This is a genomic window from Streptomyces sp. LS-MS-L19, from assembly GCF_058382285.1.
In genome coordinates, this window is record NZ_JBYCLL010000001.1 from 6,948,920 (window position 1) to 6,962,789 (window position 13,870).

General features: G+C 70.7%; 12 protein-coding genes. 11 read left to right on the forward strand and 1 reads right to left on the reverse strand.

Annotation, left to right across the window (positions count from 1 at the left end; genetic code table 11):
- Window positions 1-4 precede the first annotated feature (4 nt).
- The 6 genes from ligA to gatB all read left to right on the forward strand — a co-directional run bounded on the left by ligA (window position 5) and on the right by gatB (window position 8,406).
- Window positions 5-2,197: an NAD-dependent DNA ligase LigA gene (gene ligA, locus AC2XR2_RS31170; protein ID WP_491516874.1), complete on the forward strand. Its 2,193-nt coding sequence runs from the start codon at window positions 5-7 to the stop codon at window positions 2,195-2,197.
- A gap of 272 nt (window positions 2,198-2,469) precedes the next feature.
- Entirely contained in the window at window positions 2,470-4,710 is a 2,241-nt protein-coding gene (locus tag AC2XR2_RS31175; protein ID WP_491516875.1) for a putative bifunctional diguanylate cyclase/phosphodiesterase, read from the forward strand.
- 134 nt (window positions 4,711-4,844) lie between these two features.
- A complete protein-coding gene (gatC, locus tag AC2XR2_RS31180) occupies window positions 4,845-5,141 on the forward strand; it encodes an Asp-tRNA(Asn)/Glu-tRNA(Gln) amidotransferase subunit GatC (RefSeq protein WP_007384860.1) in 297 nt (98 codons plus the stop codon).
- A gap of 5 nt (window positions 5,142-5,146) precedes the next feature.
- The gene (gene gatA / locus AC2XR2_RS31185) at window positions 5,147-6,640 is read left to right on the forward strand and encodes an Asp-tRNA(Asn)/Glu-tRNA(Gln) amidotransferase subunit GatA (RefSeq protein WP_330264302.1); all 1,494 of its coding nucleotides are present in this window, start codon (window positions 5,147-5,149) and stop codon (window positions 6,638-6,640) included.
- Window positions 6,637-6,876 carry a hypothetical protein gene (locus AC2XR2_RS31190; RefSeq protein ID WP_330264301.1) on the forward strand — a complete coding sequence of 80 codons (240 nt, stop codon included), beginning with the start codon at window positions 6,637-6,639 and terminating at the stop codon, window positions 6,874-6,876. Before gatA ends, AC2XR2_RS31190 begins: the two co-directional genes overlap by 4 nt.
- Before the next feature lie 15 nt (window positions 6,877-6,891).
- Window positions 6,892-8,406, forward strand: a complete 1,515-nt coding sequence (gene gatB, locus AC2XR2_RS31195; protein ID WP_381305102.1) for an Asp-tRNA(Asn)/Glu-tRNA(Gln) amidotransferase subunit GatB — start codon at window positions 6,892-6,894, stop codon at window positions 8,404-8,406.
- A gap of 49 nt (window positions 8,407-8,455) precedes the next feature.
- Here gatB and AC2XR2_RS31200 read toward each other — a convergent pair whose 3' ends face one another.
- The gene (locus AC2XR2_RS31200; RefSeq protein WP_449353182.1) at window positions 8,456-9,262 is read right to left on the reverse strand and encodes an SAM-dependent methyltransferase; all 807 of its coding nucleotides are present in this window, start codon (window positions 9,260-9,262) and stop codon (window positions 8,456-8,458) included.
- A gap of 139 nt (window positions 9,263-9,401) precedes the next feature.
- Between AC2XR2_RS31200 and AC2XR2_RS31205 the strand changes: the two genes are divergently transcribed.
- From AC2XR2_RS31205 to AC2XR2_RS31225, 5 genes are all read left to right on the forward strand, one after another.
- Complete coding sequence (locus AC2XR2_RS31205) at window positions 9,402-9,719, forward strand: hypothetical protein (RefSeq protein WP_381305106.1); 318 nt, start codon at window positions 9,402-9,404, stop codon at window positions 9,717-9,719.
- A gap of 215 nt (window positions 9,720-9,934) precedes the next feature.
- Entirely contained in the window at window positions 9,935-12,178 is a 2,244-nt protein-coding gene (locus AC2XR2_RS31210; RefSeq protein ID WP_491516876.1) for an MMPL family transporter, read from the forward strand.
- On the forward strand, window positions 12,156-12,731 hold the full coding sequence (locus AC2XR2_RS31215; protein ID WP_330264296.1) for a GNAT family N-acetyltransferase: 576 nt from the start codon (window positions 12,156-12,158) through the stop codon (window positions 12,729-12,731). The genes AC2XR2_RS31210 and AC2XR2_RS31215 overlap by 23 nt, the downstream gene beginning before the upstream one ends.
- Window positions 12,732-12,766: 35 nt before the next feature.
- Window positions 12,767-13,348, forward strand: a complete 582-nt coding sequence (locus tag AC2XR2_RS31220) for a hypothetical protein (RefSeq protein WP_491516877.1) — start codon at window positions 12,767-12,769, stop codon at window positions 13,346-13,348.
- Window positions 13,349-13,490: 142 nt separating this feature from the next.
- Window positions 13,491-13,733, forward strand: coding sequence for a hypothetical protein (locus AC2XR2_RS31225; RefSeq protein ID WP_381305115.1), 243 nt, complete (start codon window positions 13,491-13,493; stop codon window positions 13,731-13,733).
- The last annotated feature ends 137 nt before the right edge of the window (window positions 13,734-13,870 follow it).

Sequence of the window (13,870 nt, forward strand, 5' to 3'; positions counted from 1 at the left end):
CACGGTGGCCGGCGACAAGCAAGCGGAGACGACGGTGCCCGCCGAGGCACGGGAGAAGCACGCGCAGCTCGCTGAGCAGATCGAGGAGCACCGCTTCCGGTACTACGTGAACGACGCGCCGGTCATCAGCGACGCCGACTTCGACAAGCTCCTGCGCTCCCTGGAGGCGCTGGAGGAGGAGTACCCCGAGCTGCGCACGCCCGACTCCCCGACCCAGAAGGTCGCGGGGGCGTACGCGACGGAGTTCACGGCGGTCCAGCACCGCTCCCGCATGCTCTCCCTGGACAACGCGTTCAGCGACGAGGAGCTCGCGGCCTGGGCCGACCGCGTCGCCAAGGACGTCGGCACCACCGACTACCACCTGCTGTGCGAGCTGAAGGTCGACGGCCTCGCCGTCAACCTCACCTACGAGCACGGCAGGCTCACCCGCGCCGCCACCCGCGGCGACGGCCGCGCCGGCGAGGACATCACGCCCAACGTCCGTACGATCGCCGAGATCCCGGACCGCCTCACCGGCGACCAGGTCCCCGACCTCGTGGAGATCCGCGGCGAGGTCTACTTCCCGATGGAGAAGTTCGAGGAGCTCAACGCCCGGCTGGTCGAGGCCGGCGACAAGCCCTTCGCCAACCCGCGCAACGCGGCGGCCGGTTCGCTGCGCCAGAAGGACCCGCGCGTCACCGCCACCCGCCCCCTCCACATGGTCGTGCACGGCATCGGCGCCCTGGAGGGCTTCGAGGGCATGACCCGCCTCTCCCAGGGCTACGACCTCCTCAAGTCCTGGGGGCTGCCCACCGCGAAGCACAACAGGGTGGTCGACGACCTCGACGGAGTGAGGGAGTTCATCGCCTACTTCGGCGAGAACCGCCACTCCGTGGAGCACGAGATCGACGGCGCCGTCGTCAAGCTCGACGAGATCCCGCTCCAGGGACGGCTCGGCTCCACCTCCCGCGCCCCGCGCTGGGCGATCGCGTACAAGTACGCGCCCGAGGAGGTCAACACCAAGCTCATCAACATCCGCGTGGGCGTGGGCCGTACGGGCCGGGTCACGCCGTACGCCCAGGTCGAGCCGGTGACGGTGGCCGGCTCGGAGGTCGAGTTCGCCACCCTGCACAACCAGGACGTCGTCAAGCTCAAGGGCGTCCTGATCGGCGACACCGTGGTGCTGCGCAAGGCCGGTGACGTCATCCCCGAGATCCTCGGCCCGGTCGTCGACCTGCGCGACGGCAGCGAGCGCGAGTTCGTGATGCCGAGCGAGTGCCCCGAGTGCGGTACGGCGCTCAGGCCCATGAAGGAGGGCGACGTCGACCTGCGCTGCCCCAACGCCCGCACCTGCCCCGCCCAGCTGCGGGAACGCCTGTTCTACCTCGCGGGCCGCAAGTCGCTGGACATCGAGCACTTCGGGTACGTCGCCGCGGCCGCGCTCACCAAGCCGCTGGAGCCCGCGGACCCGCCGCTGGCCGACGAGGGCGACCTGTTCGACCTCACCATCGAACAGCTGCTGCCCATCAAGGCGTACGTCCTCGACCAGGACAGCGGTCTGCCCAAGCGGGACCCGAAGACCGGCGAGGAGAAGGTCGCCACCGTCTTCGCCAACCAGCAGGGCGAGCCCAAGAAGAACGCGGTGGCCATGCTGGAGAACATCGCGGCCGCCAAGGACCGCCCCCTCGCCCGGGTCCTCACCGGTCTGTCGATCCGCCATGTCGGCCCGGTCGCCGCCGAGGCCCTCGCCCGCAACTTCCGCTCGATCGAGCGCATCGAGGAGGCGAGCGAGGAGGAGCTGGCGGCCACCGACGGCGTCGGCTCGATCATCGCGAAGTCCCTCAAGGAGTGGTTCGCGGAGGACTGGCACCAGGAGATCCTGCGCAAGTGGAAGGCCGCGGGCGTGCGCATGGAGGAGGAGGGCTCGGGGGAGGACGAGGGCCCGCGCCCCCTGGAAGGGCTCACCGTCGTCGTCACCGGCACCCTGGAGCGCTTCACCCGTGACGGTGCCAAGGAGGCCCTCCAGACCAGAGGGGCGAAAGTAACCGGTTCGGTTTCGAAGAAGACGTCTTTCGTAGTCGTAGGCGACAATCCTGGTTCCAAGTACGACAAGGCGATGCAACTCAAGGTGCCGGTTCTGAACGAGGACGGCTTCGACGTCCTCCTGGAACAGGGCCCCGAAGCGGCCGCCGATGTGGCGCTTCCCACGGAGGAGTAGCGAGAAGCGGCGGTTGAAGGCCACCCGTTCGGCGCATACCAGATGCATACGGGTGGCCGGGGCGCATTCGGGCAACCGTCGACGACCGCTGCCCGTGGAAGCCTTCTGCGGCCTACTGTTGAGATGTGCGCCTGCCGTGCCCAGCTGCGGTTGGGGCATCCCCGTGCTCTTGATGAGCAAGGGGAAGGGTTTTCCAACGCGGCGCCGTCGAGGGTTTTGTCGGGCGAACGAGCCGCGTGGCGTGGGCACCGCCGGCTGTGAGAGGGACGGGAATGGAACCGACCGAGAGCGCCGCCCCGGACTCACGGCTGCGCCTGCGCCGGCTCACCGGCGCCTGGCGGGTGAGCCGGTGGTCCGGACGGCCTTCGGAGCGTCCGGGCGCGGAGGAACGTGCCGCCGGACAGTACACCGCGGCCGGTGGCCCCGGTGCCGCACAGCTCACCGCCGAGCGCGCCCCCGGCCTGCCGGACTCCGAACCCGATCGCCAGCTGTCCTGGCCCGCGCTGCCCACGGCGGTCGTCGCGGCCGCCGGATTCGTGCTCGGCGCGGGCTTCTACCGGGCCTTCACCGGCAGCCACGCCCTCTTCCCCTCGGGCACCGTCGGCTGGTCGCTGGCCGTGCTGACCGGCGTCATCGTCGGCCACCTCGTCGCCCTCGGCCGGGCCCGCTGGTGGGGCGGCACCGGCTCGGGCGCCGCCCTCACCCTCGCCGTCCTGCTGCTCTACGGCTGGGTGCCCGCCGGAATGGTCAGCCTCACCGTCGTGCTGCTGGTCGGCATAGCCAGGCGCCACCGCTGGCGGCAGGGCATCCTGCACGGCGCGGTGGACATCCTCGGCATAGCCACCGGCGCCCTGGTCCTCGCCGCCTTCGGCCAGTCCCCGTCCGTCGAGACCCCGTGGAACCCGGACACCTGGACGTTCTACACCGGCCCCGTGGTGATGCTCGTCGCGGCCGCCTACCTCGCCGTGACCCGTGTGCTCGGCTGGTACCTGCACTCCTCGCGCCACGCGGGACTGCCCACCATGGCCCGCACCGCCCTGGTCAGACAGGGCCTGGTCGCGGTCGCGCTGCTCGGCATCGCCCCGCTGGTCTGCGTGGTCGCCGCCGCCAAGCCCCTGCTGCTCCCGCTGTTCGCGATCCCGCTGATCGCCCTCGACTCCACCCTCTGGATGGCCCGGGCCCGCGCCGAGGAACAGCTGCGCGACCCGCTGACCGGACTGCCCAACCGGCAGTGGCTCCTGGAGCGCATCTGGACCGCCCTGGACGACGCCGAACGCATCGGCGCCCGGTCCGCCCTGATGCTCATCGACCTCGACCGCTTCCGCTCGGTCAACGACACCCTCGGCCACCTCGCCGGTGACCGGCTGCTCCTCCAGATCGCCGACCGGCTCAGGATCGCCCTGCCCCGTGGCGCCGAGGCGGCCCGGCTCGGCGGTGACGAGTTCGCCGTCTTACTGCCGGTCGCCGACTCCACGACCTCAGCGACCCGCGTCGCCCGCACCCTGGTCGCCGCCCTCAGCTCCCCGCTCGACCTCGACGGGCTCACCCTCGTCCTGGAGGCCAGCGCCGGAGTCGCTGTCTTCCCCGACCACGCCCTGGACGCCGAGGGCATGCTGCGCCGGGCGGACGTGGCGATGTACCAGGCCAAGCGGGACCGCACGGGCGTTGAGGTCTACGAGTCCAAGCGGGACTCCAACACCCCCGACCGCCTGGGTCTCCTGGGCGATCTGCGCCGGGCGCTGGACGCGCACGAGGTGCAGCTGCACTACCAGCCCAAGGTCCGCTTCGACGGACAGGTGGCCGGCCTGGAGGCGCTGGTGCGCTGGGTGCACCCGGAGCGCGGGAAGGTGCCGCCGGACGAGTTCATCGCGATCGCCGAGTCCTCCGGGCTGATGCCGCACCTCACCGAGTACGTCCTCGACACGGCTCTCGCGCAGGTCGCCGAGTGGCGGGCGCAGGGCCTGTTCGTCCCGGTCGCGGTCAACGTCTCCCCGCGTGACGTCCACACCCCGGGCTTCGCCGGCTCGGTCGCCGCCCGCCTCGCCCGGCACGGCGTCCCCGCGGGAGCGCTCCAGCTGGAGATCACCGAGCACGTCCTCCTGGAGGACCCCTCACGGGCCGGGGACACCCTCGCCGCGCTGACCGGCCACGGCGTCAAGATGTCCCTCGACGACTTCGGCACCGGCTACTCCTCCCTCGTCCACCTGCGCCGCCTCCCGGTCAGCGAACTGAAGATCGACCGCTCCTTCGTGGCCAAACTGGCCGTCGACACCGAGGACGCGGAGATCGTCCGCTGCACGGTGGACCTCGCCCACTCCCTGGGCCTCCTGGTGGTGGCCGAGGGCGTCGAGGACGACGAGACCTGGGAACGCCTGCGCGACATGGGCTGCGACGCCGTACAGGGATGGCTGGTCGCCGCGGCGATGCCCCCGGAGGAGACGACGGCGTGGCTGCTGGCCAGGGGATCGAGGGGCTGGCAGCGGCCCAGGGCGGCGCTGCCCGCGGCGGAGTGACCGCCTCAGGCATCCTTTGTCGCGGTATGGGGCTGCCCGTTGCCGTCGGCTGCGGGAAACCGTTTAACGGCCATCCGGCCGTGACCCATAGGATTGGCCCCAAACCACACACACTCACCCCAGAGGATCGCTGCATGCCTGGCATCACGCGCGAGGAGGTCGCCCACCTCGCACGGCTGGCGCGTCTGGAGCTGAAGCCCGAAGAGCTAGAGCACTTCGCGGGACAGCTGGACGACATCATCGGCGCGGTCGCACGCGTCAGCGAGGTCGCCGACCAAGACGTACCGCCGACCTCGCACCCGCTCCCGCTGACGAACGTCATGCGGGCGGACGAGGTCCGTCCGTCGCTCACCCCCGAGCAGGCGCTCTCCGGCGCCCCGGCCCAGGAGCAGCAGCGTTTCAAGGTGCCGCAGATCCTGGGGGAGGACTAACCGCCATGACGGACATCATCAAGCTCACCGCCGCCGAGACCGCCGAGAAGATCGCTTCCGGTGAGCTCACGGCCGTGCAGGTCACCGAGGCCCACCTGGCCCGGATCGACGCCGTCGACGAGAAGGTGCACGCCTTCCTGCACGTCGACCGCGAGGGCGCCCTCGCGCAGGCCCGCGCCGTCGACGAGAAGCGGGCCAGGGGCGAGAAGCTCGGCCCGCTCGCCGGTGTGCCGCTCGCGCTGAAGGACATCTTCACCACCGAGGGCATCCCGACCACCGTCGGCTCGAAGATCCTCGAGGGCTGGATCCCGCCGTACGACGCGACCCTCACCAAGAAGCTGAAGGCCGCCGACGTCGTCATCCTCGGCAAGACCAACATGGACGAGTTCGCCATGGGGTCCTCGACGGAGAACAGCGCCTACGGCCCGACCGGCAACCCCTGGGACCTCACCCGGATCCCCGGCGGCTCCGGCGGCGGCTCCTCCGCCGCGCTCGCCGCGCACATGGCGCCCCTCGCCATCGGCACCGACACCGGCGGCTCCATCCGCCAGCCGGCCGCCGTCACCGGCACGGTCGGCGTGAAGCCGACGTACGGCGCGGTCTCCCGCTACGGCATGGTCGCCTTCTCCAGCTCCCTCGACCAGGGCGGCCCGTGTGCCCGTACGGTCCTGGACGCGGCCCTGCTCCACGAGGTCATCGCCGGACACGACCCGCTGGACTCCACGTCGATCGACGCGCCCGTCCCGCCGGTCGTCGAGGCCGCCCGCAACGGCAGCGTGGCCGGCATGCGCGTCGGTGTCGTGAAGCAGTTCCGCGGCGAGGGCTACCAGGCCGGTGTCATCCAGCGCTTCGACGAGTCGGTGGCGCTGCTGAAGGACCTCGGCGCCGAGATCGTCGAGCTGGACTGCCCGTCCTTCGACCTGGCGCTCTCCGCGTACTACCTGATCGCGCCGAGCGAGTGTTCGAGCAACCTGGCCCGCTTCGACGGCCTGCGCTACGGCCTGCGGACCGGCGACGACGGCACCAACTCCGCCGAGGCGGTCACCTCCCTCACCCGTGAGGCGGGCTTCGGCCCCGAGGTCAAGCGCCGCATCATGCTCGGCACGTACGCCCTGAGCTCCGGCTACTACGACGCGTACTACGGCAGCGCCCAGAAGGTCCGCACGCTCATCACGCGGGACTTCGAGAAGGCCTTCGAGCAGGTGGACGTCATCGTCTCGCCGACGACTCCCACCACCGCCTTCCCGATCGGCGAGCGCGCCGACGACCCGATGGCGATGTACCTCGCCGACCTGTGCACCATCCCGACCAACCTCGCGGGCAACTCGGCCATGTCCCTGCCCTGCGGGCTGGCGCCGGAGGACAACCTCCCGGTCGGACTGCAGATCATCGCCCCGGCCCTGAAGGACGACCGCCTCTACAAGGTCGGCGCCGCCGTCGAGGCCGCCTTCGTGGAAAGGTGGGGCCACCCGCTCCTGGAGGAGGCACCGTCGCTGTGAGCAAGCTGACCAAGGCGAAGGACTTCAAGAAGTCCAAGTCCGGTACGTACCTGTCCATCGCCACCACGGCGTTCGGCGCCATCGGTGTCGCCAAGCGGCTCAAGAAGGCGCGCGCCGAGAACGACACGCTGGTCCTGGTCGACGCCACCGTCGCCGCGGTCGCCGTCGTCACCGGCCTCGCCGTCCTGTACCGCGAGCTGAAGCGGCTGGGCGACGACGACGTCCTGCTGGGCTGAGAGGGAAAACAGACCGTGACCACCACGACCGACCTGGTGTCGTACGAGGACGCACTCGCGTCGTACGACCCCGTCATGGGCCTCGAGGTCCATGTCGAACTCGGCACCAAGACCAAGATGTTCTGCGGCTGTTCGACCGAGCTCGGCCAGGACGCCAACACGCAGACCTGCCCCACCTGCCTCGGCCTGCCCGGCGCGCTCCCGGTCGTCAACGCGATCGGCATCGAGTCCGCCATCAAGATCGGTCTCGCGCTGAACTGCGAGATCGCCGAGTGGTGCCGCTTCGCCCGGAAGAACTACTTCTATCCGGACATGCCGAAGAACTTCCAGACCTCCCAGTACGACGAGCCGATCGCCTTCAACGGCTACCTCGACGTACAGCTGGAGGACGGCGAGACCTTCCGCGTGGAGATCGAGCGCGCCCACATGGAGGAGGACACCGGCAAGTCGACCCACGTGGGCGGCGCGACGGGCCGTATCCACGGCGCCTCGCACTCGCTCCTCGACTACAACCGCGCCGGCATCCCGCTCATCGAGATCGTCACCAAGCCGATCGAGGGCGCGGGCGAGCGTGCCCCCGAGGTCGCGCGGGCCTACGTCCGTGAGCTGCGCGAGGTCATCAAGGCGCTCGGCGTCTCCGAGGCCCGCATGGAGATGGGCCAGATGCGCTGCGACGTGAACCTGTCGCTGCGCCCGCACGGCACCGAGAAGTTCGGCACCCGCTCGGAGACGAAGAACGTCAACTCCCTGCGGTCCGTGGAGCGCGCGGCCCGCTTCGAGATCCAGCGGCACGCGGCCGTCCTCTCCTCCGGCGGGACGATCATCCAGGAGACCCGGCACTTCCACGAGGACACCGGGTCCACGACCTCGGGCCGCGTGAAGGAGGAGGCCGAGGACTACCGGTACTTTCCCGAGCCGGACCTCGTGCCGGTGGCTCCCTCGCGCGAGTGGGTCGAGGAACTCCGGGCCGGGCTGCCCGAGTTGCCGCTGGCCCGCCGCAACCGCCTGGTCGCGGAGTGGGGCATCACCGCGCTCGACATGCAGGCGATCCTCAACGCCGGTGCGCTGGACCCGATCGTCGCCACGATCGACGCCGGTGCCGACGCGGCCTCCGCCCGCAAGTGGTGGATGGGCGAGCTCGCCCGCAGCGCCAACGAGTCCGGCAAGGCGCTCGACGAACTGGCCATCACCCCGGCGCAGGTCGCCCGGGTGACCGAGCTGGTCTCGAAGGGTGACCTCAACGACAAGCTGGCCCGCCAGGTCATCGAAGGCGTCCTCGCGGGCGAAGGCACCCCGGACGAGGTCGTCGACAAGCGCGGTCTGAAGGTCGTCTCCGACGAAGGCGCCCTGGGCACCGCCGTCGACGAGGCCATCGCCGGCAACCCCGGTATCGCCGACAAGATCCGCTCGGGCAAGGTCGCCGCGGCCGGCGCCCTGGTCGGGGCGGTCATGAAGGCCACCCGTGGTCAGGCCGACGCGGCCCGCGTCAAGGAGCTGATCCTGGAGAAGCTGGGCGTCAGCGAGGGCTGAGCGCACACGCGTGACGGCCCCGGAGGACAGGTCCTCCGGGGCCGTACGGCTACTTACGGCGTCCTACGACCCGTACGAAGCCGAGGTGGCGGCCCTCGTCGACCCGCAGCATGTCGATGACCCGCCGGGACGTCTCCCGATGGAACTCCTCGGGGCTCTCCTCAGCGCACACCTGGCTCCACAGCAGCCAGTCGCGCCACCCGTCGGACAGCCAGTCGGCCTCCTCGACGTCCACGACACCGGTGCGGGTCCAATTGCGACGCCACCAGTCGGCGGTGTGGAACGCCCAGAATCCCGGATCGCCGAAGGCATGGATGTGCTCCGGCAGTTCGACGCCTTCCGGCTCCTCGCGGAACGCCGGTACGACGATCCCGATCCGCCCGCCCGGCTTCAACAGCCTGGTCAGCGTGGGCAGATAGAGATCGTTGGTGCCGAAGTACTGGTACGCGTCGATGCTCACGATCGCGTCGAAGCTGCCCTCGGCGAACGGCAGGTCGTGCGCCTCGGCGTGCACGGGCAGCACCCGGTCGGCGAAACCGGCCTCGGTGATGCGCTGTGCGTTCTCGTCGGGCTTGACCCACAGGTCGGCCGCGGTGACCTGGACGTCGTACTCCCGGGCCAGGAAGACCGAGGTCATCGCCCGGCCGCAGCCCAGGTCGAGCACACGGGCGCCGGGTCGCAGGGTGTCGAGGCCCAGGGCGGGCGCGAGCCACTCCAGCAGCCACAGCGCGTTCGGGCCCATCTGGTTGTCGATGACCCAGCGGACGTCGTAGCTGTTGCTGCGCGGGTAGCGGGCGTGGGTCAGTCGCTGGGTGAGGTCCTCATTCGAGGTCCTCGAGGTGATGTCGTCTGGCATCGGTGAACGGGCTCCTTGAGTCCGGAAAGGCGGAAAGGGATACGGAGGAGCTCGGTCGGACGCTCAAACAATGCACCTGCTTCGGCCGGGGGCGGACACGCCCTGGGATTCTCAGAAGGACACGCTACGCTCGCCCGCCATGAACGGTCCTGCGAATTCCGAGCCGTCCGGCATACAGCCCGGCGTACAGGAGGAGTACGACGATCAGGTGCTGGACGCCCGGCGGGCCCGCTGGACGGCCTCCGGCACCGGCGCCCTGCTGGCCCTCGCCGGCCTGGCCGCGGCGGCCCTGCGCGCCGCCGGTTCCGCTCCCGCGCTCGTACCGGCGGCCTACGCCTTCGGCGCCGCGGTGTGCGTGCTCGCGGCGCTCCTGGGCTCCCGCGGGCGCACCCGCAGAGCCCTGTGGCTGCTGATCGCGGGCGTCATGGTGATGGCGCTGGGCGACCAGTTCGACTGACGTCGGCGGACGTCCGGCAGGCGTGACAGAGTGACCGTTACTGTCCTGTGATCTGCCTCCCACTCTTGTGAATAACCGCACGATCGCGATAAACGATCACTTTCGCCTGCAAGAGTGGTCCACACATTGCTCATGCGTTCTTTGCGGGCTGTTCATCCCATGAACCACTGTTCCCGGTCAAAGATCCACAATTCGTCACCCCTGGGAGCAAGTTCGTGGCAGCCCTCGCACGCTGGTGTGTCAGGCGACGCCTTGTCGTCGTCCTCCTGTGGCTCCTCGCCCTCGGCGGAGTGAGCGCGGCCGCCGCCGTCACCGGCTCCGCGTACTCCAACGACTACGAGGTCCCGGGCACCGAGTCGGGCCGCGCCACCCAGCTGCTCCAGGAGGGCTTCCCGAACCTCGGCGGCGACAGCGACACCGTCGTCTGGCACGTCGACTCGGGCTCCGTCCGCGACGCCGACGTCGAACAGACGATGACCATGACCCTGGACAAGATCGCGGAGCTGCCCGGGTTGGCCTCCGTGGTCAGCCCGTACGACTCCGCGGGCAGCGGTCTGATCAGCGCCGACGGGCACACCGCCTACGCCGGCGTCACCTTCTCCCACTCCGCCGAGGACATAGACAAGTCCGAGGCGCGGGCCGTGGTGGACACCGCCAAGGACGCCGAGGCCGACGGACTCCAGGTCGAGCTGGGCGGCAGCGCCATCGCCTCCACCGAGTCCTCGGGCGGGCACCTCGCCGAGGTCGTCGGCGTGCTCGTGGCCGCCCTCGTGCTGTTCCTCGCCTTCGGCTCGCTCGCCGCCTCGCTGCTGCCCATCGCCACCGCCCTGGTCGGGGTGGGCACCGCCTACGCCGGGATCGTGCTCCTCGGGCACGCCATGACCGTCGCCGACTTCGCGCCCATGCTCGGCATGCTGATCGGTCTCGGCGTCGGCATTGACTACGCGCTCTTCATCGTCACCAGACACCGGCGCGGGCTGAAACGCGGCCTGACCGTCACCGAGGCCGTCGAGAACGCCGTCACCACCACAGGCCGTGCGGTCGTCTTCGCGGGTGCCACGGTTTGCATCGCCCTGCTGGGCATGCTGATCCTGCGGCTCGGCTTCCTCAACGGCGTCGCGATAGCCGCCTCCCTGACCGTGGTCCTCACCGTCGCCGCCTCCGTGACCCTGCTGCCCGCCCTGCTCTCCCTCATGGGCATGCGGGCCCTGAGCCGGCGCGAGCGGCGCCGCCTCGCCGAGCACGGCCCCGAGCCGGAACTGCCCACCGGGTTCGCCCACCGCTGGTCCGCGTTCGTGGAACGGCACCCCAAGCTGCTCGGCGCGATCGCCCTGGTGGTCATCACCGTCCTCGCCCTGCCCACCCTGGGCCTGCGCCTCGGCACCTCCGACCAGGGCAACGGCCCCGAGTCCGCCACCACCCGGCAGGCCTACGACCTCCTCGCGGACGGCTTCGGACCCGGCGTCAACGGCCCCCTCACCCTGGTGACTCGTGTCGACGGCGCCGAGGACAAACTGCTCCTCGACAACCTCGACGCGACCATCCGCACCACCAAGGGCATCGCGTCCACCACCCCGGTGACCTACGACAGCGGCGCCGACCTCGCCTACTTCACGATCGTCCCCGACTCCGCCCCGCAGTCCCAGCAGACCAGCGACCTGGTCGAGCGGCTGCGCACCGAGGTGCTGCCCCGCGCCGAGACCGGCACCACCCTCGACATCCACGTCGGCGGCATGACGGCGTCGTACGACGACTTCGCGGACGTCATCGTCGGCAAGCTGCCCCTGTTCGTGGGCGTCGTCATCGGCCTGGGCTGTCTGCTGCTCCTGCTCGCCTTCCGGTCCGTCGGCATCCCGCTGAAGGCCGCCGCGATGAACGTCGCCGCGGTCGCCGCCGCCTTCGGAGTGGTCGTCGCGATCTTCCAGTGGGGCTGGGGGAGCGAGCTGCTCGGGCTGGGCCGCGCCGGACCCATCGAACCCTTCCTCCCCGTGATCATGGTCTCGGTGCTCTTCGGGCTCTCCATGGACTACCAGGTCTTCCTGGTCAGCCGGATGTACGAGGAATGGCTGGAGACCGGCGACAACCGGCGGGCCGTGCGCGTGGGCCTCGCCGAGACCAGCCGGGTCATCAACTCCGCCGCGGTCATCATGATCTCCGTCTTCCTCGCCTTCGTCCTCAGTGGCGACCGCGTGATCGCCATGTTCGGCATCGCGCTCGCCGCCGCCGTGGCCCTCGACGCCTTCGTCCTGCGCACCCTTCTCGTCCCCGCCCTCATGCACCTGCTCGGCGGCGCCAACTGGTGGCTGCCCGGCTGGCTGGACCGCCGGATGCCCCGCATCAGCATCGAGCCGCCCGAGTGCCGCGCCGCGCATGAGAGGCTCACCGAAGTCGTGGAGCAGGACGTCGTGGAGCAGATGGAGAGGGAGCGGGACGAGGATGTACGCGATATCCCTGGGTGAGGACGGCGCCGAACTGCGGCCCCTGGAGCCCTGGCACGCGGAGGAGTTCCTGGCCAACCTGGAGCGCGGCCGCGAGTTCATCGGACAGTTCATCCCCTTCGGCTCCCAGGTCGTCGACCTGGCCTCCGCACGCGAGACGCTCGAGCGCTACGCCCGGATGCGCGCCGAGGACACCGGCGGCTACCACGGCATCTGGCTGGACGGGAAGCTCGTCGGCGGAGTGCTCACCCTGAACTTCGACGCCGAGCGGGGCAACTGCGAGGTCGGCTGCTGGCTGGAGCCCGCCGCGACCGGACGCGGCCTGATCACCCGTGCCATGCGCGTCCTGATCGACTGGGTCGTCGAGGAGCGCGGCGCCCACCGGATCGAATGGATCGCCGCGTCCGGGAACACCCCCAGCATCAACGTGGCCCGGCGCCTGGGAATGACCCGCGACGGAGTCCACCGGGAGGCGCACCCCTATCGTGGCGTACGGCACGACCTCGAGGTGTGGTCGGTTCTCGCCCCCGAGTGGCGTGAGGCACGCGCGCGTGCAGCCCGGAACGATCATTAAGAACCCTCTCAGACAGGATCCGTACGGTGCCCGACATGGGAACGAAGACAGCTGACGAGACCGGCGCCGAGACGGGCGCCGAGGCCACGACCGACCAGGAGAAGGTGAGCGTCGCCAAGACCGACGAGGTGACGGAGACGGAGGCCATCGCGGCCGACGACGACATCACCGCAGACCACGAGGACGAGTCGCCCGAGGCCGCCCAGGAGGAGGGCCCGACCGGCGTCGGCCAGGGCGCGGGCGCGGTCGTCTCCGCGGCGCTCGGCCTGGTCTCGCTCACCGGCAGCTGGATCGGCACCGTCGCCTCCGCGCGGCAGTCGCTCATCGGCCAGCTGCACGCGCAGACCGCGACCTCCTCCGACGTGGCGAAGCTCCTCGACGAGGGCTACGGCGACGCCTGGAAGGCCACCGCGCTCTGGGGTGGCGTCTTCGCGCTGTTCGCCCTGGTCGTCGGTGTCGCCGTGCTCGCCCGGCCCGCGTTCGGCGCCCCCGGCAAGCCGCAGGCCGGGTGGATCAAGTCCGTCGCCTGGGGCGGTGTCGCGCTCGGGGTCGTCGGCCTGCTCCTGGCCGTCCTCAAGTACACGGGCGCCCTGCTGGACCTGCCCTCCGCCGGCTGAACAACCGCAGGTCCCGAGGGGCCTCAGGGGCTCCGTAAGTACCTTACGGAGCCCCTGAGGCCCCTCCCGCGCGTCTAAGGCCCCTCCGGGCCCCCAAGATGCGGAACTCTCCCGATGTGGCGGACCCCCCTCGGAGACGAAAGTGGAGGCATCGCAGAAAGCGAAGCCCACCACCGACTCCCACGAGGACGACGCCATGTATCCCGAGTACGAGCTCTCCCAGTACCGCTCCGCCGAACTCCTCCGCCAGGCCGAGAACGAGCGGCTCGTCCGCGAGACCCTGCGGGGCCGCCGCGCCGCCCGCCGCGAAGCCGCCGAACGCTCCGCGGAGACCGATGCGCATACCGGCCGCCCCCGCCGGCACCGGTTCCTCCGCACGGCGTGAGCGCCGGGGGGAGGGAGGACGGCCGTACGGCTCTGCCCGTCCCCGCGGTCACCACCGCGGCCGTCCTCCCGGTGACCGGGGCGGGCCGGGACACCCGGCCCGCCCCGAAAACGGGTGCCCCGCCGTCGGACCCGCGT